12 protein-coding genes and 1 pseudogene are annotated in these 21729 nt (G+C 43.6%); 5 read left to right on the top strand and 8 right to left on the bottom strand.

What is annotated here, in order from left to right; translation table 11 throughout:
* Positions 1–17: 17 nt before the first annotated feature.
* The 4 genes from DWW10_RS07750 to lysS form a co-directional block, all read right to left on the bottom strand.
* Positions 18–764 carry an inorganic diphosphatase gene (locus DWW10_RS07750; RefSeq protein WP_022391621.1) on the bottom strand — a complete coding sequence of 249 codons (747 nt, stop codon included), beginning with the start codon at positions 762–764 and terminating at the stop codon, positions 18–20.
* A 101-nt stretch (positions 765–865) separates the two neighbouring features.
* Positions 866–2203: a glucose-6-phosphate isomerase gene (locus tag DWW10_RS07745; protein ID WP_022391620.1), complete on the bottom strand. Its 1338-nt coding sequence runs from the start codon at positions 2201–2203 to the stop codon at positions 866–868.
* A gap of 109 nt (positions 2204–2312) precedes the next feature.
* Positions 2313–3308, bottom strand: a complete 996-nt coding sequence (locus DWW10_RS07740; RefSeq protein ID WP_007210337.1) for an NAD(P)H-dependent glycerol-3-phosphate dehydrogenase — start codon at positions 3306–3308, stop codon at positions 2313–2315.
* 101 nt (positions 3309–3409) lie between these two features.
* Complete coding sequence (gene lysS / locus DWW10_RS07735) at positions 3410–5140, bottom strand: lysine--tRNA ligase (RefSeq protein ID WP_022391619.1); 1731 nt, start codon at positions 5138–5140, stop codon at positions 3410–3412.
* Positions 5141–5363: 223 nt separating this feature from the next.
* On the opposite strand from lysS, the gene DWW10_RS07730 reads away from it, so the two are divergent.
* A complete protein-coding gene (locus DWW10_RS07730; protein WP_118421285.1) occupies positions 5364–6716 on the top strand; it encodes an MATE family efflux transporter in 1353 nt (450 codons plus the stop codon).
* A 125-nt stretch (positions 6717–6841) separates the two neighbouring features.
* Positions 6842–7468 (top strand): cytidylate kinase-like family protein, encoded by a 627-nt coding sequence (locus tag DWW10_RS07725; RefSeq protein ID WP_022391617.1) that lies wholly within the window; start codon positions 6842–6844, stop codon positions 7466–7468.
* Positions 7469–7661: 193 nt separating this feature from the next.
* On the opposite strand, the gene DWW10_RS07720 is transcribed toward DWW10_RS07725, so the two are convergent.
* Positions 7662–9323 (bottom strand): putative transporter, encoded by a 1662-nt coding sequence (locus DWW10_RS07720; RefSeq protein WP_022391616.1) that lies wholly within the window; start codon positions 9321–9323, stop codon positions 7662–7664.
* A gap of 353 nt (positions 9324–9676) precedes the next feature.
* Here DWW10_RS07720 and mutA point away from each other — a divergent pair, with 353 nt between their 5' ends.
* The 3 genes from mutA (at position 9677) to DWW10_RS07705 (ending at position 17314) form a co-directional block, all read left to right on the top strand.
* Positions 9677–11536 (top strand): methylmalonyl-CoA mutase small subunit, encoded by a 1860-nt coding sequence (gene mutA, locus DWW10_RS07715; RefSeq protein WP_022391615.1) that lies wholly within the window; start codon positions 9677–9679, stop codon positions 11534–11536.
* Between the two features lie 78 nt (positions 11537–11614).
* Entirely contained in the window at positions 11615–13762 is a 2148-nt protein-coding gene (scpA, locus tag DWW10_RS07710) for a methylmalonyl-CoA mutase (RefSeq protein ID WP_118421231.1), read from the top strand.
* Positions 13763–13945: 183 nt separating this feature from the next.
* Positions 13946–17314, top strand: a complete 3369-nt coding sequence (locus tag DWW10_RS07705) for a glycosyl hydrolase family 28-related protein (RefSeq protein ID WP_022393743.1) — start codon at positions 13946–13948, stop codon at positions 17312–17314.
* Positions 17315–17670: 356 nt separating this feature from the next.
* Here DWW10_RS07705 and DWW10_RS26235 read toward each other — a convergent pair.
* The 3 genes and pseudogenes from DWW10_RS26235 to DWW10_RS07690 form a co-directional block, all read right to left on the bottom strand.
* Positions 17671–17909, bottom strand: a pseudogene (locus tag DWW10_RS26235) (DUF6078 family protein); the annotation flags it as partial.
* A 122-nt stretch (positions 17910–18031) separates the two neighbouring features.
* Positions 18032–19294 carry a DUF4995 domain-containing protein gene (locus DWW10_RS07695; RefSeq protein WP_118421232.1) on the bottom strand — a complete coding sequence of 421 codons (1263 nt, stop codon included), beginning with the start codon at positions 19292–19294 and terminating at the stop codon, positions 18032–18034.
* 38 nt (positions 19295–19332) lie between these two features.
* Positions 19333–21717, bottom strand: coding sequence for a PDZ domain-containing protein (locus DWW10_RS07690; RefSeq protein ID WP_118421233.1), 2385 nt, complete (start codon positions 21715–21717; stop codon positions 19333–19335).
* Positions 21718–21729 lie beyond the last annotated feature (12 nt).

Here is a 21729-nt window from a genome sequence, read left to right as displayed (position 1 = left end):
CTTCTTTTCTCAAAATATCAAAGTGTCCGGTTTATTTGTCCGAATGCTTCACGTAATTTCTCCCAATTATCACAAAATGCCTGCATAGACGGGAATAGTATATTTGCTCCCGCATCTAATAATACTTGCCCATCAATAGGACCTGTGTTGACGGCTACAGTGAATATACCTGCGGCTACACCAGCTTGTACGCCCATAGGTGCATTTTCCACCACGATAGCCTCATTGGGTTTTACTCCTCCTTTCTGCAGAGCCATCAGATAGGGTTCCGGATGCGGCTTGCCGTATTTTACATCAAAGGCGGTTACCATCAATTCACGGTGAAACATGCCGGGGAAGTTGTGTGACAACCGATCTAACAATGAATGTTGTCCGGAACCGGTAACTACCATAGGAACCAGTCCGTCTGCTTCTATTTTTTGCAGTACTTCCCATGCGCCGGGCATACGCTCCGGTTCGGGATTACTGTTGAACTCAGCGCTCTTTTCTGCATATATACTCTTTATCATTTCAGGGGTGGCATCTTTACCGTATTGCCGCTGATAAACGATATTTATGGTAGCAGCTCCGGTTCTCCCCTCATGCAGATAAGCTTCTTCACGGCTCAGATGGAGGCCATGGCGTTCCATAACCTTATGCCAGGCATCGGCATGGTAAGGCATAGAGTTGAACAATACACCGTCCATATCAAAAAGGACAGATTTCAATTGAATTTGTAAATGCCCGCTGGATTGAAGATAACGGGCGATAGCTTCTTGAAACATAATACCTATTGTTTTGTGGCTGCAAAGATACAATAAAAAAACGAGGTGCGAATGAGTTTAATCATTCACACCCCGTCTATCTGTGTTTAGCTTACTCCTTTTTAGAGTTTTGCCTGGATAGCTTTTGACTCTTCTTCGTATCCCGGTTTGTTCAGCAGCGCGAACATATTCTTCTTGTATGCTTCTACACCCGGTTGGTTAAATGGATTAACGCCCAGCAGATAACCGCTGATACCACAACCGATTTCAAAGAAATAAAGCAACTGACCGATGTTATATTCGTCCAGTTTCTCGATAATGATACGCATATTAGGCACACCACCGTCTACGTGAGCCAACTGAGTACCCAGTTCGGCCATCTTGTTTACTTCGTCCACACGCTTACCTGCCAGGAAGTTCAGGCCGTCCAGGTTTGCTTCATCAGAAGGTACTTCCAATTTGTGGTCTACTTTCTCTACAGAGATTACAGTTTCAAAGATAGTGCGTTCGCCTTCCTGAATCCATTGTCCCATGGAGTGCAGGTCAGTAGAGAAGTCTACAGCAGCCGGGAAAATACCTTTATTTTCCTTACCTTCCGATTCTCCGTAAAGTTGTTTCCACCATTCGCTTACATAATGTAGTTTCGGACAGAAGTTCACAAGAATTTCAATCTTCTTGCCATTCTTGTACAACTCGTTACGAGTAGCAGCATATTGTGCAGCCAAGTTTTCTGCAAACGGAACATTTACTCCGCAAGCCTTTTCCATATCCGCAGCACCAGCGACCAATTTTTCGATGTCGAAGCCAGCTATTGCAATCGGCAACAAACCTACCGGAGTCAGTACGGAGAAACGTCCTCCTACGTTATCGGGGATGATGAATGATTTGTAACCTTCTTTATCGGCTGTAATGCGAGCAGCGCCTTTCTTTGCATCCGTGATGGCAACGATTACTTTCTTTGCCATATCCTTACCGCGTTGGTCTTCGCATTGCTTTTTCAGCAGGCGGAAAGCAAGAGCTGTTTCGGTAGTAGTTCCTGATTTGGAGATATTGATGACACCGAATTTCTTGTCTTTCAGGAATTCAGTCAGTTCATATAAATAATCTTCGCTGATATTGTGTCCTGCATAGATCATGACAGGCGCAGTTTTCTTTTCCTGTAACCAGGTGAAACTGTTTGATAAAGCCTCGATAACTGCACGTGCGCCGAGGTAGCTTCCGCCGATACCGGCAACGATTACTACATCGCAATTGTCGCGCATAACCTGTGCAGTAGCTTTCAGGTCGGCCAGATGCTCTTGACTGATAGATGAAGGGAGGTGCAACCAGCCCAGGAAGTCATTTCCTTTTCCGGTACCGTTTTCCAATGCTTCCTGCGCAGCCTTTACCTGAGCTTCGTAAGCAGCAACAGATGCTTTGGAGATAAATCCAAAAGTCTTTTCGATGTTCAAACTAATCATATTATTCTAGGTTTTAAAAGCCTCTCCTCTCATCCCTTTCTCATGGGAAAGGGGGAATTGAGTTACTTTTGGTTTAAAAGATGTTTATTGTATGTTGTTTATTATACTTCTATCTGAGCGAGTCAGTCAGCAACTTGATCTCTATCATCGGTGAAATACGTTCGTACAAGATGTTATAGACAGCATCCAGTATCGGCATATTGACATGGTGATGTTTGTTGATTTCCTTGATACACTTTGTACCGTAGTATCCTTCGGCAATCATCTCCATTTCTATCTGCGCACTTTTCACAGAGTATCCCTTACCGATCATTGTACCAAATGTACGGTTACGGCTGAAATTAGAATATCCTGTCACCAGCAAGTCACCTAAATAAACAGAATCATTCACGTTTCTGTTTAACGGATGTACAGTTTGCAGAAAACGATTCATTTCCTGTACGGCATTGGATATCAATACTGCCTGGAAGTTATCACCATATTTCAGACCACTGCAAATACCTGCGGCAATGGCGTACACGTTTTTCAGTACAGAACTGTATTCTATACCGGCTACGTCATTGCTGACAGATGTTTTAATGAATGAACTGGCCAGACGACGGGCGATGGTACATGCTTTATCTGTGTCAGGGCAAGCAATGGTGAGATAAGAGAGACGTTCCAGGGCTACTTCTTCCGCATGGCAGGGACCTGCCAATACAGCAATATTTTCAGGTGGAACGCCATATTCTTTTGTGAAGTACTCCGATACGATCAGATTGTCATCGGGTACGATTCCTTTAATAGCAGTGATGATGAATTTATCCCGTATCCGCGTTTTCAGTTTCTTTAAGTGAGCTTTGAGATAAGGGGAAGGGGTGACAAATATCAGCGTATCAGACTCTTTCACTACATCGTTGATGTTAGAGGAAAAATTGATACGCTTCATGTCAAATTTGACGCCCGTCAGGTAGGCAGGGTTATGGCCCAGTCGTTTAAAATCAGTAATACGATCATCTCGTCGCATATACCAGTTAATCGACTCAGCCTGAGCAAGTACCATTTTTGCAATGGCTGTAGCCCAGCTTCCTCCGCCCATTATGGCTATCTTTCCGGGTAGTTTCATATCGAAATTAATAATTAATAATTAAAAATTAAAAGGGGAAAAGGAAAGAAGTTCCTTTCCCCCGTTCGATCTTTAATCTCACTTATTTAATTTTTAATTCTTTAATTTTTAATTTTGCTGATCCAATCAGCAACGTCATTTACAGACGGGTTGGTCAGTTCCAATTTGTATTTCTTGTTGATACCGCAAATGTCCTGATGCAACTTTTGCGGATTTACACCTTTCATGTCTTCTATTGTGTTGTAGCCGGCTTTCTGGATAACGGGTACCCAGTCTTCGGCAATGCCCAGTTCCATATATTTGGCAGGAGCATCTTTTGGGATAACCTTCTCGGGACGCATTTGCGGGAAGAACAGCACTTCCTGAATGTATGATTTACCTGTCATCAGCATAGTAAGACGGTCGATACCTATACCGATACCAGATGTAGGAGGCATACCGAACTGCAGGGCACGCAGGAAATCCTGGTCGATGAACATTGCTTCATCGTCACCCTTTTCGCTCAGGCGTAACTGATCTTTGAAACGTTCTTCCTGATCGATGGGATCATTCAACTCACTGTAAGCATTGGCAAGTTCCTTACCATTCACCATCAACTCAAAACGTTCAGTCAGACCCGGTTTGCTACGGTGCATCTTGGTCAACGGACTCATTTCAACAGGATAGTCAGTGATGAATGTCGGTTGGATGAAGGTTCCTTCACAGAATTCACCGAATATTTCATCTATCAGCTTACCCTTGCCCATGGTGTCATCAATCTCCATCTTCAGCTCTTTACAGATCTGGCGGATTTCTTCTTCACTCTTGCCATTGAGGTCGTAACCGGTTTTCTCCTTGATAGCATCCAGGATAGGCAAGCGGCGGTATGGTGCCTTGAAACTGATAGTCTTACCGTCGATGGTAGTCTCTTCGCTGCCATTTACAGCAATGCAGATACGTTCCAGCAATTTTTCGGTAAAATTCATCATCCAATTGTAATCCTTATATTGTACGTAAAGCTCCATACAGGTGAACTCCGGATTATGGTTCTTGTCCATACCTTCGTTACGGAAGTTCTTGCCGATTTCATAAACACCCTCAAAACCACCTACAATCAGACGTTTCAGGTAAAGCTCGGTAGCGATACGCAGATACAGGTCGATATTCAGTGAGTTGTGGTGGGTAATGAACGGGCGGGCACTTGCTCCACCTGCTATAGATTGCAGAATGGGAGTTTCCACTTCGGTATAGCCGGCTTCATCCAGTACGGCACGCATGGTCTTAATGACAGTGGCACGTTTTAAGAATGTATCTTTTACGCCGTCGTTTACAATAAGGTCGACGTAACGTTGGCGATAACGCAGTTCTGGATCTTCAAAAGAGTCATAAGCTATACCGTCTTTGTATTTTACGATAGGCAGTGGCTTGATGGATTTTGCCAGTACGGTCAACTTCTGGGCGTGGATACTGATTTCGCCCATCTGAGTACGGAAAACAAAACCTTCGATTCCAATGAAGTCGCCTAAGTCGAGCAGGCGTTTAAATACAGTATTGTAGAGTTCCTTGTCTTCTCCCGGACAGATATCGTCGCGAGTGATATACACCTGAATGCGACCTTTGGAGTCCTGCAATTCAACGAACGAAGCCTTACCCATTACCCGGCGCGTCATCATACGTCCGGCTACGGATACCTTGCGAGGTTCTGCGTCATCTTTAAATTCCGCTTTTATATCTGTAGAGAAAGCATTGGTTACATACTCTGCAGCGGGATAGGGTTCGATGCCCATCGCGCGAAGTTCATTCATACTATTACGTCGAATGATTTCCTGTTCACTTAGTTCTAATACATTCATTTCGTTGTACATTAACACAATTTGGGAGCAAAAATACGAAACATTTTTCATATAATGGCATGAAGAAGGGGAGAATTAGGAAAAGTTTAAAGTCAACGTGTACATTCTCAATGGAGTGAATGAATTTCTCTTTGAAGTAGCGATAATCTCTTTGTTCTCCTTTTCTTGTTTGCTTATGGGAAAATCAGTACCTTTGCACCCCAAAATAAAGGAAATAGGTATTATGACAGGACAAAAGGCACCCACAGCGTTGGGAACAGAAAAGATTGGAAAGCTACTGATGCAATATGCCGTACCGGCGATTATCGCCATGACGGCATCTTCTTTATATAATATGGTGGATAGCATTTTTATCGGTCACGGAGTAGGCACAATGGCTATTTCGGGATTGGCGCTTACTTTTCCCCTGATGAATCTTGCTGCTGCATTCGGTTCGTTGGTAGGAGTGGGAGCTTCCACATTGGTATCGGTTAAACTGGGACAAAAAGATTACGATACAGCCCAACGGATCTTGGGTAATGTACTGGTGCTGAATATCGTGCTGGGATTGACATTTACGGTCGTAACGATGATATTCCTCGATCCTATCCTTTACTTCTTTGGCGGTAGCGATGAAACGGTGAAGTACGCCCGTGAATACATGCAGATTATTTTGCTGGGCAATGTTGTCACCCATCTTTATCTTGGCTTAAATGCTGTCCTACGTTCTTCCGGACATCCGCAAAAGGCAATGTACGCCACTATCGCTACAGTAGTCATCAATACGATACTTGACCCTTTATTTATTTACGGTTTCGGCTGGGGTATCCGTGGAGCTGCTATTGCCACCATCATTGCGCAGGTTATTTCGCTGCTGTGGCAATTCAAGATATTCAGCAACAAAGACGAACTGCTCCATTTCCATCGCGGCATATTCCGCCTGCGCCGTAAGATTGTGATGGATTCGCTTACTATCGGTATGTCTCCTTTCCTGATGAATCTGGCAGCGTGCTTTATTGTAATTGTCATTAATCAGGGGCTGAAGCGTTACGGTGGAGACTTGTCTATCGGTGCATTCGGCATTGTTAACCGCTTGGTGTTTATATTCGTAATGATCGTGATGGGATTGAATCAGGGCATGCAGCCTATTGCCGGATATAACTTTGGTGCGCAGCAATATGCTCGTGTCTCGCGGGTGTTGAAACTGACTATAATTTTTGCTACGGTTGTCACCACATCCGGTTTCCTGATGGGGATGATTATACCCGATTTGGTGGTTTCCATATTTACTTCTGACGAAGAATTGATAGCTATTTCGGCACGTGGACTGCGTGTGGTAGTGATGTTCTTCCCGATAATCGGTTTCCAGATGGTGACGTCGAATTTCTTTCAGAGTATCGGGATGGCGAGTAAAGCTATCTTTTTGTCTCTTACCCGTCAGATGCTTTTCTTGCTTCCGGCGCTGATAATCCTGCCTCATTTTTTCGGTGCGGCCGGTGTTTGGTATAGTATGCCGGTTTCCGATTTACTTGCCAGCTTGGTGGCAATGGTGATGCTGGTTGGGCAGTTCCGTAAATTTAAAAGAGGCGAAGGATAGAGTGAAAAACATGCGGTTCGTGATAAAGTTAGTTATAGCCGGAAAATTAGTATAGATTATTTTTTTGTTTCTTTCCTATAAATCCTTACTTTTGCTATTAGTAAACCAATATTTAGATTGAAGCTATGAATAAGAAATTCGTTGTGAACATCGGTCGCCAATTGGGAAGTGGCGGAAAGGAGATAGGGGAGAAGTTGGCAGCCCGTCTGGGTATCGATTTCTATGACAAGGAGTTAATAACTCTGGCTTCCAAGGAAAGCGGTCTGTGTCGTGAGTTCTTTGAGAAGGCCGATGAACGCGCCTCGCAAGGGATTATCGGCGGACTCTTTGGTATGCGTTTCCCTTTTGTGGGAGATGGTGCTTTACCAACTCAGAATTGCCTCAGTAACGATGCACTTTTCAAGGTGCAGAGCGATGTAATCCGCCAGTTAGCCGCAGAGAAATCCTGTCTTTTTGTAGGCCGTTGTGCCGATTATATCCTGCGTGATCATCCCCGTTGTGCCAATATCTTTATTTCCGCTTCGCATGAAGCACGCGTTGCCCGTCTGTGCGCTTCACATCATGTTACAGAAGAAGAAGCAGAAAATATGATGAATAAGGCTGATAAAAAACGTTCGGAATATTATAACTATTATAGCTACAAGACGTGGGGAGCTGCGGCAACCTATCATCTGTGCATTGACTCTTCTGTGCTGGGGATTGAAAAGACTATCGATTTTATAGAAGATTTTGTGAAACTTAAAATAAAGTGAAACGGAACAATTTATAACCCGGGCCATACCCTCTCCGTATCTGGTCCATACCAACTCCATACCAAGTCCAAGTGTATAGACACGGAGCAAGTACGGAGAAGATACGGTTTTGGTAATATGAAGGGGAAAAACAGAACAAAAAAAAGAGAGATTACAACTGCGTAGTCCCTCTTTTCTTTTATATCATCTGACATTACATCATTGTCAACAATATCATCTGGCCTGCCAGAATACGCAGGAACATTGTCAACGGATAAACAGTAGAGTAACCTACTGCCGGAGCATCATTGCCGGATGCCTGGTTAGCATAAGCTAATGCAGGAGGGTCTGTGTTGCTACCGGCAATCAATCCCATCAGGGTAAAGTAATTCACTTTGCAGTAGAAGCGGGCAATCATACCGATAATCAGCAAAGGAATAACAGTGATCAGGAAACCATAGCCTACATAAAGCAAACCGGAACCTTCTACCACTGTTTCTACGAAGTGAGCACCGGCTTCGATGCCTACGCTGGCAAGGAAGAGTACGATACCGATTTCACGCAGCATCAGGTTGGCACTCATGGTTGTATAAGTCACCAGTTTCAGCTTATGGCCGAAGCGGCCGATAAGAATAGCCACTACCAGCGGACCACCTGCCAGACCGAGTTTGACCGGAGTCGGTATACCCGGGAAAGCGATAGGAAGACTACCCAACAGGATACCCAGGAAGATACCCACGAAGATAGTCACAATATTAGGCGTATCCAGACGTTTCAGTTGATTACCCAGTACTCCAGCAACACGCTCTACGGCATCTTGCTGGCCAACGACCATTACACGGTCACCTACCTGTAGTATCAGGTTCGGATCAGCAAACAAGTCCATACCGGAACGGTTGATACGGGTTACGTTTACTCCGTACATACTACGGAAATGGAGGCTACCTAATTTTTTACCATTGATTTCGGATTTTGTCACCAATATACGGCGTGAAACCATCGGCATGTCTTGTTTTTCCCAGTCCACCTGAATTTCTTTACCGATGAAAGCGGTTACTGCTTCAGCATCTTCTTCGGAACATACAATAAATACCTGGTCGCCGATATGAAATTCCGTATCTTGGTTGGGGATGCTGACATGTCCCTCGTGACGGATACGTGAGCATACAAAAGGACGTCCCATAAACTCTTTGATCTGGATGAGTTTTTTTCCGTCAATAGATTCGTTGCGGACTTCCAGGTGCAACATGTGGGGCATGTGCTTCATATCAGAAGTCTGAACGGCCAGTTCATCTTCTTCTTTTTTCAGGTTCACCCGGCAGATGTAGCGGATGGCAATGATGGAACCAATGATACCGACAACACCAAGCGGGTAAGCGCAGGCATATCCCAGTGCGATAGGATCGCCCGTGTAGTTCAACTGATTCAAGGCTTCCTGTGCGGCACCCAAACCCGGAGTATTGGTAACAGCACCGTAGAGAATACCTACCATCATGGGAAGATCGATTCCCCCGTCGATGAAATAAATACCCAGAGCTACTGCAATATTCAGTACCACAATACCTACTGCAAGCATGTTCAGTGTCATTCCACCTTTCTTAAAAGAGGAGAAGAACGACGGCCCTACTTGTAGACCGATACAGAATACAAATAAAATTAATCCGAATTCGCGGATGAAGTGCAAAATGTGTGTCTCACCCGTAAAACCGAAATGTCCCATCAGAATACCAGTGAAGAGTACAAATGTGACACCCAATGATATCCCGAAAAATTTAATCTTACCCAAAAGCACGCCGACAGATATTACGAATGCATACAAGCATACGATATGGGCGACGGAGGCAGGGTCCCATAACAAACTCTCTAACCAATCCATAGTTACTTTTGTCTAACTTTTTTATTTACTTATTGAATTTTCGCGCAAAGGTAGGCATTAAAAGGGATGTGGCAAAGGGTTTGCTGGAGTTTTTCTTTTGGGGTATAGGTAGAGGTGTTAGAAGATAATTAGGTAGTATGCAGGAATATTAGTTTATACTCTAAAATGTAAGGTGTACTTTGCAATCATGCATACACATACGAAAATCATACTTGCAGAATGTCATTTCTCCATGCGAATTTTACTTAAAAAACCTTGTGTTATTAAGTTATTGAGTATATTTGCAAGTCCTATTTTATACAAATAGGTAAATGAAGAGATTACTAATTATCTTTTTAATTATAAAATAAACTATGGCAGACAGTAAAGAAAAACTCTTCTCGGACTTTGCTCCCACCACAACCGAACAGTGGATGGAGAAAGTAGTAGCTGACCTGAAAGGTGCTGATTTTGAGAAGAAACTCGTTTGGAAAACAAACGAAGGATTCAAGGTAAAACCTTTCTATCGCATGGAAGACCTCGAGGAACTGAAAACGATGGATGCACTTCCCGGTGAATTCCCCTATCTCAGAGGTACCAAGAAAGACAACAACGAGTGGCTTGTTCGCCAGGAAATTAAAGTGGAATGCCCCAAGGAAGCCAATGCAAAAGCGCTGGATATCCTGAATAAAGGTATCGATTCACTGGCTTTCCGTGTAAAGGCAAAAGAACTCAATGCCGAATACATCGAGACTTTGCTCGAAGGAATCTGCGCTGAGTGTGTAGAGCTGAATTTCTATACTTGTCAGGGACATGTGGTAGGACTTGCAGAACTTTTGGTGGCTTACTTCCAGAAGAAAGGTTATGACCTGGCGAAGTTGCAGGGTTCCATCGGTTATGATTTCTTCGACAAGATGCTGGCAAAAGGCAAAGAAAAGGGTGATATGGTGCAAACAGCCAAAGCTCTGATTGAAGCAACTACTGCTCTGCCGAACTACCGTGTACTGAATGTGACAGCTTTGACGCTGAACAATGCCGGAGCATACATTTCCCAGGAATTGGGTTATGCTCTAGCTTGGGGTAATGAATATATGAATCAGCTGACAGAAGCGGGAGTTCCTGCTGCTCTTGTTGCCAAGAAGATTAAATTCAACTTTGGTATCAGCTCTAATTACTTCCTTGAGATTGCTAAGTTCCGTGCTGCCCGTATGTTGTGGGCAAACATCGTAGCTTCTTATGATGCCGATGCTCAATGTGCTGCCAAAATGCGCATACATGCTGAGACTTCTACGTTCAATCTTACTTTATTTGATGCTCATGTAAACCTGTTGCGTACGCAGACAGAGGCTATGAGTGCTGCACTGGCAGGTGTGGATTCAATGACAGTAACTCCGTTCGATAAGACTTATGATGCTCCGAATGAATTTTCGGAACGTATGGCCCGCAACCAGCAATTGCTGCTGAAAGAGGAGTCTCACTTCGATAAGGTGATTGACCCTGCTGCCGGTTCTTACTATATTGAAAATCTGACTGTATCCATTGCAAAACAAGCTTGGGAACTTTTCCTGGCTGTTGAAGAGGAAGGTGGTTTCTATGCTGCTGTAAAAGCTGGTACGGTACAGGCTGCTGTGAACGAAAGTAACAAGACTCGTCATAAAGCTGTTGCTCAACGTCGCGAAGTGTTGCTGGGTACGAATCAGTTCCCGAACTTTAATGAGAAGGCAGGTGAGAAGAAACCGCTGGAAGCTACTTGTTGCTGCGGTGGTCATGATACTTGTGAAAAAGATGTGGCTACACTCAACTTTGACCGTGCTGCCAGTGAATTCGAAGCATTGCGCCTCGAAACAGAAGCTTCAGGCAAGCGTCCGAAAGCTTTTATGCTGACTATCGGTAATCTGGCTATGCGTCAGGCACGTGCTCAGTACTCTTGTAACTTCCTGGCTTGTGCCGGATATGAGGTTGTTGATAACCTGGGCTTCCCGACTGTAGAAGCAGGTGTGGAAGCTGCGATGGCTGCTAAAGCTGATATCGTGGTGCTTTGTTCCAGTGATGATGAATATGCAGAATACGCTGTTCCGGCTTTCAAGGCTCTGAATGGTCGTGCTATGTTTATCGTAGCCGGTGCTCCTGCCAATATGGACGAGCTGAAAGCTGCCGGTATCGAGAATTTCATCCATGTTCGTGTCAACGTACTGGAAACATTAAAGGAATACAACGCTAAATTATTGAGTTAACAAGGGGACAAGGGAACAAAGGGACAAAGGGAAGCCTTGTCAACTTGTCACCTAAATCCTCGTCAACTAAAAAAGAAGATGAGAAAAGATTTTAAAAACTTAGATATATATGCCGCATTCAAGCCCGCTAACGGTGCTGAGTGGCAAAAGGCTAACGGCATCCATGCTGATTGGAAAACGCCGGAACACATTGAAGTGAAGCCTGTTTATACAAAAGAAGACCTGGAAGGCATGGAACATTTGGGCTATGCTGCCGGTCTGCCTCCTTATCTGCGTGGCCCGTACTCAGTGATGTACACACTACGCCCCTGGACAATCCGTCAGTATGCCGGATTCTCTACAGCTGAAGAATCAAATGCATTCTACCGTCGTAATCTGGCTTCCGGACAGAAAGGTTTGTCTGTAGCCTTCGACTTGGCTACACACCGTGGCTACGACCCTGACCATGAACGTGTGGTAGGTGATGTAGGTAAGGCCGGTGTATCTATCTGCTCACTGGAGAATATGAAGGTTCTTTTCGATGGTATTCCTTTGAACAAGATGTCTGTGTCCATGACTATGAATGGTGCTGTTCTTCCAATTCTGGCATTCTATATCAATGCCGGTCTGGAACAAGGTGCTAAATTGGAAGAAATGGCAGGTACTATCCAGAATGACATCCTGAAAGAATTCATGGTGCGTAATACCTATATTTATCCGCCTGCATTCTCTATGAAGATTATATCCGATATCTTCGAATATACTTCTCAGAAAATGCCGAAGTTTAACTCTATTTCTATCTCCGGTTACCATATGCAGGAAGCCGGTGCTACGGCAGACATTGAGTTGGCTTATACGCTGGCTGACGGTTTGGAATATCTTCGTGCCGGAACAGCAGCAGGTATTGACATCGATGCTTTTGCTCCGCGTTTGTCTTTCTTCTGGGCTATCGGTACCAACCACTTTATGGAAATTGCCAAAATGCGTGCGGCTCGTATGCTTTGGGCAAAGATCGTGAAACAGTTCAATCCGAAGAATCCGAAATCACTGGCTTTGCGTACGCACTCCCAGACTTCCGGCTGGTCGTTGACTGAACAGGATCCGTTCAATAATGTAGGCCGTACTTGTATCGAGGCTATGGCTGCAGCTTTGGGACATACCCAGTCTCTGCATACCAACGCTCTTGATGAGGCTATCGCATTGCCGACAGACTTCTCTGCCCGTATCGCACGTAATACTCAGATTTATATTCAGGAAGAAACTTATATCTGTAAGAACGTTGACCCATGGGGAGGTTCTTATTATGTAGAGTCTCTGACAAATGACTTGGCTCACAAGGCTTGGGAGCTTATTCAGGAAGTAGAAAAACTGGGTGGTATGGCAAAGGCTATCGAAACCGGTATTCCTAAGATGCGCATCGAAGAAGCTGCTGCACGTACACAGGCTCGTATCGACTCCGGTTCTCAGACTATTGTTGGTGTGAATAAATATCGTCTGGAGAAAGAAGCTCCGATTGATATCCTCGAAATCGACAATACGGCTGTTCGTCTGGAACAGATTGAGAACCTGAAGCGCTTGAAAGAAGGAAGAAATGAGGCTGAAGTGCAGAAAGCATTGGAAGCTATTACCAAATGCGTGGAAACCAAGGAAGGCAATTTGCTGGAGCTGGCAGTAGAAGCTGCCCGTGTTCGCGCTACGTTGGGAGAAATCTCTTATGCTTGCGAAAAGATTGTAGGACGTTATAAGGCAATAATCAGAACTATATCAGGCGTGTATTCATCAGAAAGTAAGAATGACAGCGACTTCAAGCGTGCTTGCGAATTGGCCGAGAAGTTTGCGAAGAAAGAGGGACGTCAGCCCCGTATTATGGTTGCCAAAATGGGTCAGGACGGTCACGACCGTGGCGCCAAAGTAGTTGCGACCGGATATGCCGACTGTGGTTTCGACGTGGATATGGGACCGTTGTTCCAGACGCCTGCCGAAGCTGCCCGCGAAGCTGTTGAAAATGACGTTCACGTAGTGGGCGTATCTTCATTGGCTGCCGGACACAAGACACTGGTTCCGCAGATCATTGAAGAACTGAAGAAGCTGGGTCGTGAGGATATCATCGTAATTGCAGGTGGTGTAATTCCTGCACAGGACTATGATTTCTTGTATAAAGCCGGTGTAGCTGCTATTTTTGGTCCCGGTACTCCGGTTGCCAAAGCTGCTTGTCAGATTCTGGAAATCTTGATGGACGAAGAATAAATCTTTCATTCATATAATTTTAGAGAGGCAGGGTATTATATTAATATCCTGCCTCTCGTATTTTAAGTATATAGAGATAAAATTAGTTGGTTTTTAATGTCATATTAATCTTTTCTTTAACCACTCCGGTGGATATTTGCGGCATCATTTCTTTGATATCCGTAATCTAATAATTGATATTGCATGAAAAAATTATTACTTCTTTTTATCTCAGCTTTATTAGCTGTAAGTGTACAGGCACAATCAAATGATAAGCCTGGTGAATGGAAATTAATCGCATCGGATGATTATCCGGCAGATGACATCGGTGTGGCAACGTATGACGTTGTAGCTGACTTTGGGGCAGATCCTACCGGAATGAAAGACTCGTGGAGTATTTTCCAAACAGCACTTAATAAACTGGGTGAGAACAGGCGTGGCGGTGTGCTTTTTGCTCCTGCCGGCCGTTACCGTATTACCGGAAAACTTTATATTCCTACAGGTGTGACGCTGCGTGGCGAATGGAAACGGCCGACCAAAGGAGTAGCCATACAGGGAACCATTCTGATGGTAGACAATGCCGGGGGAGATGAACTTGAGTCGAAATCTTTCATTACCATGGAGCCTTCCACTGCCTTGACCTACCTCTCCATTTGGTATCCACACCAAGATCCGGATCATATAAAGCCTTATCCGCCGACAGTGCTTTACGGACGTGATGGTGTATGGGGTAATGAATATTGTAATGTCCGTCATGTAACATTGGTAAATTCTTACAGCGGCATTATCCTTTCCAGAAAGAACGGTGGCGGTTGCCCTAATATCTATGATGTATATGGAACCCCACTGAGCCGTGGTATTGAGATTGATAACATAGCTGACGTCGGTCGTTTTGAGCAGATATACTTTTCTCCTGATTATTGGGCAGGTTCAGGGCTTGAAGGGGCACCGAAAGCAGGTTCCGCCTTCACTGATTGGATCTACCAAAATGGGGTAGGTATAACAATGCGTCGTAATGACTGGTCTTACACCTGTTTCGTCGATGTCGAAGGATATAATTGTGGTTTTAAGACCGGAAATAGCATGTCCGGTGACGGCAATCCGAACGGTCATAATTACAGCTTTCATCTGAAAGACTGCCAGACCGGTATTCATGTTGATGGTAGTTCTTCCTCCGGCATTATGTTTACTCGCGTAGAGATGGAGAATTGTGAAAATGGTATCGTTGTATCTTCTGCCGACGGACCTGTTCAGTTTTACGGATGTGAAATATCCGCTCGTGAGAATGCTGTACTTATGGAATCCGGTTCTTCTTCTCGTTTGATGATGGAGCAATGTACTGTGAAAGGGGGAGCGGTGAATAGTATGTCAGGTGATTTTGTCGCTTCGGATTGCGACTTCAATAATAGTACCCCGCAAGTTTTCATAGGATCGGATGCACGCTGCATTCTTAAGGGTAACCGTTTTGCAAAGAAAGCAGATGTTCTAAATAATTCGCTGTTTGAATGTCATATAGATCACACTGCTCTGACGGAGAGGAACAAACTGCCGGAATTTCCTGACTTGCGTGTACCTGAAACAAAACCTGCCCGTGTGGCGCTTTATAATGTCCTTGATTTCGGCATTGAACCTTTCGTTGTGCCTTTCAATGCTTCTACGAATACGCAGAGTATCCAAAATGCGATCCGTAATGGCCTTAACAGTGCGAAAGATGCTACTGCAGCTATACAAAGTGCCCTGGATAAAGCCAAAGCTGATGGGGGTGGTATTGTCTATCTTCCCGGCGGGCGGTATAAGATGCTCGGGACTCTTACTGTGCCTACCGGGGTAGAACTGCGTGGTGCAGCCGATTTCGGGAGCATTCCTCGTGGGCACGGAACCATTTTTGAAGTATATGCCGGTAAAGGACAGCCTTCTGGAGAATCATTCTTGAAACTTGAAGCCGGTAGTGGTGTTCGTGGAATATCCATTAATTATCCTGAACAACTCTCTTCCATGTTGCCTGCGATGGCACAGTATCCGTACACCATTCAGGGGAAGGGGAAAGATATCTATATTGTCAACGTCGGCATACGTGCAGCCTGGAACGGACTGGATTTGTTCAGTAATAAGTGCGATAACCATTATGTGGACTATCTGGCAGGGCATGCTTTCAAGAATGTGATTCGTATAGGCGGAGGTTCGCAAGGCGGTATGGTTAATAACATGCAGTTCAACACCATTGTATATGCTTGTGGTGCTGAAACAAAATTTGGATCTTGGTCTAATAATGCCGATGCTGATAATGGTAAGGCATACGATCAGAATATGAAGGAACTTCGTTTTATTACAGTGGAAGATTGTACAGATGAGATTCTTTACAATGATTTTCATTACGGAGGATACGAGGGTATTGTGTTCGATAAGTCCGGTGCAGGCAGGGCTGCTTCTGGAAAGGTACTTGGGCTTGGTATAGATGGTTCGATGAATGCTGCCATGTTCAATGCGCTGGGCAGTGCAGGTTTTCCGCTGGTGAACACGCAGTTGGTTGCTCTTGAAGCAAAGAGTACCGCTTTCCCTGATACCCGTTACATTACTTTGGGTGAAACATTTACAGGAAATGCTGAGTTTTATGGCATAGATCTTTGGGGAGGACCTAAACATTCGACTGTTATTAATAATGGGAACTTGGTATTGAATCTGGTCAATTTTTCGACTACCGGTAACGTTTATCATTTCTATTTGCCTAAATCAACTGGAAAGGCCAAGATGCACAATGCGGTAGTAAATATGAAGTCTGACGCTAGTATTGCTAACTCAAGTCATGAGAAGCAGGCATTCGTTGGTGCCAGTGTCCTCGACATAGAATCGTGGAGGATTAAGTTGATGGGTGAGTGGGATTGCAATCTCACGCTTACACCTGTTTTTGAGGCTACCGATGCCTTGTTGAGCCGCACTAAATGGAGCATCACTGCCAATGTGAACAATGGGAATGCCCGTAATGCCATTGACAATAATGTATCCACCCGATGGGATACAGGACAGTCACAAAAAGCCGGTCAGATGGTTACTGTGAATATGAATGCAGCTAATAAGTTGAACAGAATAATCCTGGATTCTTCAAAAAGTCCCGGTGACGGTCCTGCCGGTTATGAACTGTATGTGAAGAATGGCGCTAACGCTGACTGGAAACTTGTAGCTGAAGGGAAAAACGGTACTTCTGTACTGATTATCGGTTTTCCGGAAGAGACGGCAACACACTTCAAAATTACCCAGACCGGGACGAAGGGTGGATATTGGTCTATCCACGAACTCTATGCGGCACTAGTGAATGATACCCCTACAAGTATATCACTGGAGGTTGCCGAATCAGCCGGAGAGATTTATTATTATGACGGTCAGTTGGCTTGGAGTGGATTGAAAAGCGATGTAGACAATCAGGTTGAAATCATTGATTTGTCGGGACGACGCGTATTATCACAGCAAGTGAATACTAATTCCTTGCAATTATCCGGTATGCAAGGCGGGTTCTATATTGTGGTGGTCAGTGATGGTACGAATGTGTTGCGGAAGAAACTGTTCTTTAAAGAATAAAAGCCTTGACCGGAGTGTGATTTCACGTTTGGTTGATGAGAATTATAAATTGTTTGTTTTTAGTCTTTATATTGATTATCAATGTGTTGTATTTACCAAATGTTTTTTTGGTAATGTAAAAGCATTTACCGCAGGATGTAACGACATTTACCGCTTATTGTAACGCTCTTTACCTCGGTATGTAACGACTTTTACCTCGGCGTGTAAATGAAGTTACCGTGTGGGGTGAGGGTTGTTACCATGAAATGAAACAGCCGTGTCCTCGTAAGGTGAAATTCATTCACCTGCCGGGGAACGGCTGTTTGTTTGTGAGATATAGCTGGCGGTCCGTTGTATGATAGATAGCAGAAACCTTGTTACCAGTTATATTCTTCTACATAGCTATCGAAATGTTCTTTTTGTTGCAAGCCCAATTTCCTGGCCAGTGCCATCACTTTTTGTTGTTCGGCAGGCGAGAGTAAAGTTTCTCCTTTCCGTTTCTGATAATATCGTCTGATTCCCCAACTGCCTATCAGCCCATAGCGGAATGTTCCTGACGCACTGATAGTGCTTCCGTGGTGCGGACAAAAACTTTGGCATAGTGCATTTTCTGTGATATTATGACTTGTTTTTATAAAGTATGTTTGACTGATATATCAGGATTATCTTTTATAAATAAAAAATCCGTTACTTCCATATCATACATCAGTAACGGATTTACCCTGTCAAACAATCTGATTACTTCGTTAGATTCTTATATCTCTGTAAAGCTTCCAGATAATAGTAGTCTGCATAGTTCAGCGGCACATCTATTTCCGAGCCATGAGGAAGTGAACCGGTGGAGTGCATCAGTACAAATCCTTGGTTGCTGTCTTTCACTGCCAAATATTTATCACTGGAAAGATTCTTCAGAATGGTTTCGGCATAGTCGAAGTATTTCTTTCCTTCCGGAGCCAAGGTGCTGAGTTCAAGTAATGCTGAGGCTGTGATGGCTGCTGCCGAGGCATCTCTCGGAGTGCTTTTACCTACCGGTGCGTCATAGTCCCAATATGGAATGCAGTCGTCGGTAGTTACTCTTTTCATAATCATATCCGCTATGTTTGTAGCTTCTTGAAGGAAAGCAGTATCTTTTGTTTCGCGATAACATGAAGTGTAGCCATATACTGCCCAAGCTTGTCCGCGCGACCAGGCAGAACCATCGTTTTTACCTTGATAAGTACCTTTACTTTCCACTGTGCCATCACTGTTGTAACTGATGACATGATAAGAGGTATAATCCGGACGGAAATGATGTTTCATAGTGGTCTGGGCATGTTTAACAGCTGTTTTGTAATAAATACTGTCACCAGTCAGCCGGGTTGCATTAAACAATAAATCTAAGTTCATCATGTTATCAATGATAACCGGAAAATTCCAGTGTCCGAAGTCCCACGAGCGGATACAGCCAATTTCTGGATTGAAACGTGCGCGGAGATTATCTGCTGTTTCCACGATTATGCTTCTGATGCTGTCATTAGGAGCCAGACGGAGAGCATTGCCGAAACTGCAATTGATCATGAAACCTAAATCATGCGTATCTTTGAAACTTCTTATCGGGTTCAGCAAGTTAGTATATTGGATAGCTTGTTCTTTTAACTTTTCATTTTTTGTCATCTCATAGGCGTACCATAGGCTCCCGGGGAAAAAACCGCTGGTCCAATCGTAGATATCGGTCAGATGCCTTTTATTAGTTATTTCAACAGATGGATTAGGTAAAAGAGCTTTTTGGAATGAATCGGGACTTCGTTCCAATTGGTTGGTAAGAAAGGCGATATTGTATCCCGCCCATACAGATCTGGGAAGCTTTGCAGAGTCAGCAAGCTCATTTGCCGTCAATTCCAATTGATAGGAAGCAACATCTAAAGCTTCTTTTACCCATGATTCTTGATTCATATCTGTTTTCTTTTGACAACTGACGAGCCCCAATAATAGGGCAGCTATAATTGATCTGTTTATTTTCATACTAAAAATTGAATTATAAATGATTATTACTATAATGCTTAATCTTCTGATTGATAGACTACGTTTGCAGGGATTAATATCTGTTTATCCTTTTGATCTCGGAAAATGATAATTTCCACTACTTTGGTAAAATCAGCCTGTTTAGTGTATTTTATCATATCCGCCAATGTGTGAATATCATTTCCTGCCAATGAAAGAATCACGTCATTAGGTTGTATAAAGTCACGTAATGGACTTTCCAATGCATCAACAGCAATGACATATACACCTCGCTTAGAATCCATTCCAGTAGCGGAACGTTCTTCTTCCGAATCCAGTTCTTTCAAAGACAATCCTGACCAGCTTTTAGTGACTATGTTTTTAGCTTTATGCGCATAAATAGTCGGGAGGGGCATTTGGGGGTGTTTAGCCAGTTGTTTTAAATTAGGAGAAACCACTCCGAACTTATCCATCTCAAAGTTCTTGAAACCACATAAAGGAGTTATCTTTGAAATCTCCACAATACTGAAGTCACCAATGAGGGCATTTTTGAATGTCACGGGATAAACAACAGAATGTTTGTCTGTATGATTTCTAATTGCCTCCTGATATGACAGGCTGTCAGTAAATAAATTGTAATCTGTCTCTGCTCCCCAATCAGAAACTCTGATAGGACGATAAGGACGCATTATCAGATTTCTGACAAATACATCACCGCTGTTTTTAAACCATACATGTGGATGGAATGTATTATTCACTATTATATTGTTTTCCACAACTCGATAAAAGCCTTCTCTTAACTTTATCCCTCCACTTAAGCAAAGATTATTATAGATATGATAATTACTGGAACCATCATCCAGATCAATATCCCAACCACGGTCACATCTGAATCGGTTGTATCGTATTATATTTTCTTTTTTAGCGTCAAGGAGGATGATGTCAGGCTCTGCTGCAACCAAGCTGTCCATTTGGGAACGATTGCTTCTCCAAAAGCGGTCTCTTCCCCAGGAGTTGAGCGAACCGTGATCACCTGTTTCTCTTACAGTGTTGAAAACATCATTATACTCGATAATATGCCCTCCCCAAGTACCTTCGCTAATATTGATACCTGCACGTGGGGTGTGGTAGATACTGTTGTGACTTATAGTGATGGAACTGCACATTGACAACTGAACTCCGGCAACTTGTTTTTCGTAAAGCCCTATATGATGAATCAAATTGTCATAGACTAAACATTCTGTTGGATAATTCTCTGTCTTAGAACCGGTGATACGATCAATCTGTGGTATAGTCACGGATTCTTCATATCTGAATGAAGGAGAACGCACGGCTTCAGGATCACCTACGAAACAGATTCCGCTGGCGCCTATTTGAGACAAATGACAACCAGTGACACAAGATTGGTAGTTATAATCAGAGAAGAATATTGCGTTACCTCCCAAATTATAAAAATTACAATCTTGTATTCTGCAGTTTTCACTGCCCTCTAATAGAATACTGCCTCCCCGATATATAGCCCAGTCCGAGCGCAACAAGGGCTCGTAAGGCTCCATAAAAGTTCGAGTGGTTTGGGTAAACTCAATATCCCTTATAGTAATATTCTGTACCGGTCTTTCCTTACTGCCTCTCAATTCAACCAGATGCTTCAGTTGGGGTGTTTCTAAAGTAATCTCTTCCATATTCTCATCAGGCATGGGATAATAATAGAGTATTCTATTTTCTTTGTCATAATACCATTCTCCCGGCACATCCAGTTCTTCAAATATATTTTCTACCATCCGATTCTGTACATGTCCGGCAGAGGGACGGTTGTTCTGCCAGCCTCCTTCCAGTTGCAGTGTATTATTCTTGTTCTTTCCAACAATTTGATAATGAATATCTCCCCAGTCTGATGTATGCATGACATGCAGATATCCCCCCTTGGGGGTCTTCCACTTTTTTATTCTTTCAGTGGAGGTTGCTTGAGCTGAGGTGCCGTTAAACCTGATTGCAGTAGAGTCAAAATTAGGGTATCGCGCCATTGGGCGATAGCTGCCATTGACAAATAGCTGATCCATTATCACCGATTCCTTAACAGAGGATTTCATAATATTTTTCTTATAATATTCCCAGTTGGGATGAAGAGTTACTCCGCTTGTAATAATTACTTTTTCTTCAGGATATGCACAAATTATAAGTTGCTTTTCTTCATTTCCATCTTCGGAAGTTAAAACGAGTGGTTGTTCTAACCGGTATACACCTTCACGCAGGTAAATGGTTGTAGTCCCATTTTGCTTGCGTGACTCTTGCTTCGCTTTTTCTATACTTAGAAAGGGAGAATCGATGTCTCCTTTTCCTGTATCTTTTCCATTGGGAGACACAAAATATTGCGCCTGTGAGTATGCGTAATTTGTTCTGACAAAGCATAGCAGAAACAAATAAATGATGATTTTCCTTCCCATTTTAGTATTGCT

The organism is Bacteroides intestinalis, assembly GCF_003464595.1.
Taxonomy (GTDB): domain Bacteria; phylum Bacteroidota; class Bacteroidia; order Bacteroidales; family Bacteroidaceae; genus Bacteroides; species Bacteroides intestinalis_A.
Note: the sequence above shows the minus strand (reverse complement) of the source record. Positions and strands in the feature narration are given on the sequence as shown.

What these genes read in the sequence shown, in the direction of transcription:
- DWW10_RS07750 (WP_022391621.1), bottom strand. Translation starts at nt 764, where the DNA reads ATGTTTCAAGAAGCTATCGCCCGTTATCTTCAATCCAGCGGGCATTTA.
- DWW10_RS07745 (WP_022391620.1), bottom strand. Translation starts at nt 2,203, where the DNA reads ATGATTAGTTTGAACATCGAAAAGACTTTTGGATTTATCTCCAAAGCA.
- DWW10_RS07740 (WP_007210337.1), bottom strand. Translation starts at nt 3,308, where the DNA reads ATGAAACTACCCGGAAAGATAGCCATAATGGGCGGAGGAAGCTGGGCT.
- lysS (WP_022391619.1), bottom strand. Translation starts at nt 5,140, where the DNA reads ATGAATGTATTAGAACTAAGTGAACAGGAAATCATTCGACGTAATAGT.
- DWW10_RS07730 (WP_118421285.1), top strand. Translation starts at nt 5,364, where the DNA reads ATGACAGGACAAAAGGCACCCACAGCGTTGGGAACAGAAAAGATTGGA.
- DWW10_RS07725 (WP_022391617.1), top strand. Translation starts at nt 6,842, where the DNA reads ATGAATAAGAAATTCGTTGTGAACATCGGTCGCCAATTGGGAAGTGGC.
- DWW10_RS07720 (WP_022391616.1), bottom strand. Translation starts at nt 9,323, where the DNA reads ATGGATTGGTTAGAGAGTTTGTTATGGGACCCTGCCTCCGTCGCCCAT.
- mutA (WP_022391615.1), top strand. Translation starts at nt 9,677, where the DNA reads ATGGCAGACAGTAAAGAAAAACTCTTCTCGGACTTTGCTCCCACCACA.
- scpA (WP_118421231.1), top strand. Translation starts at nt 11,615, where the DNA reads ATGAGAAAAGATTTTAAAAACTTAGATATATATGCCGCATTCAAGCCC.
- DWW10_RS07705 (WP_022393743.1), top strand. Translation starts at nt 13,946, where the DNA reads ATGAAAAAATTATTACTTCTTTTTATCTCAGCTTTATTAGCTGTAAGT.
- DWW10_RS07695 (WP_118421232.1), bottom strand. Translation starts at nt 19,294, where the DNA reads ATGAAAATAAACAGATCAATTATAGCTGCCCTATTATTGGGGCTCGTC.
- DWW10_RS07690 (WP_118421233.1), bottom strand. Translation starts at nt 21,717, where the DNA reads ATGGGAAGGAAAATCATCATTTATTTGTTTCTGCTATGCTTTGTCAGA.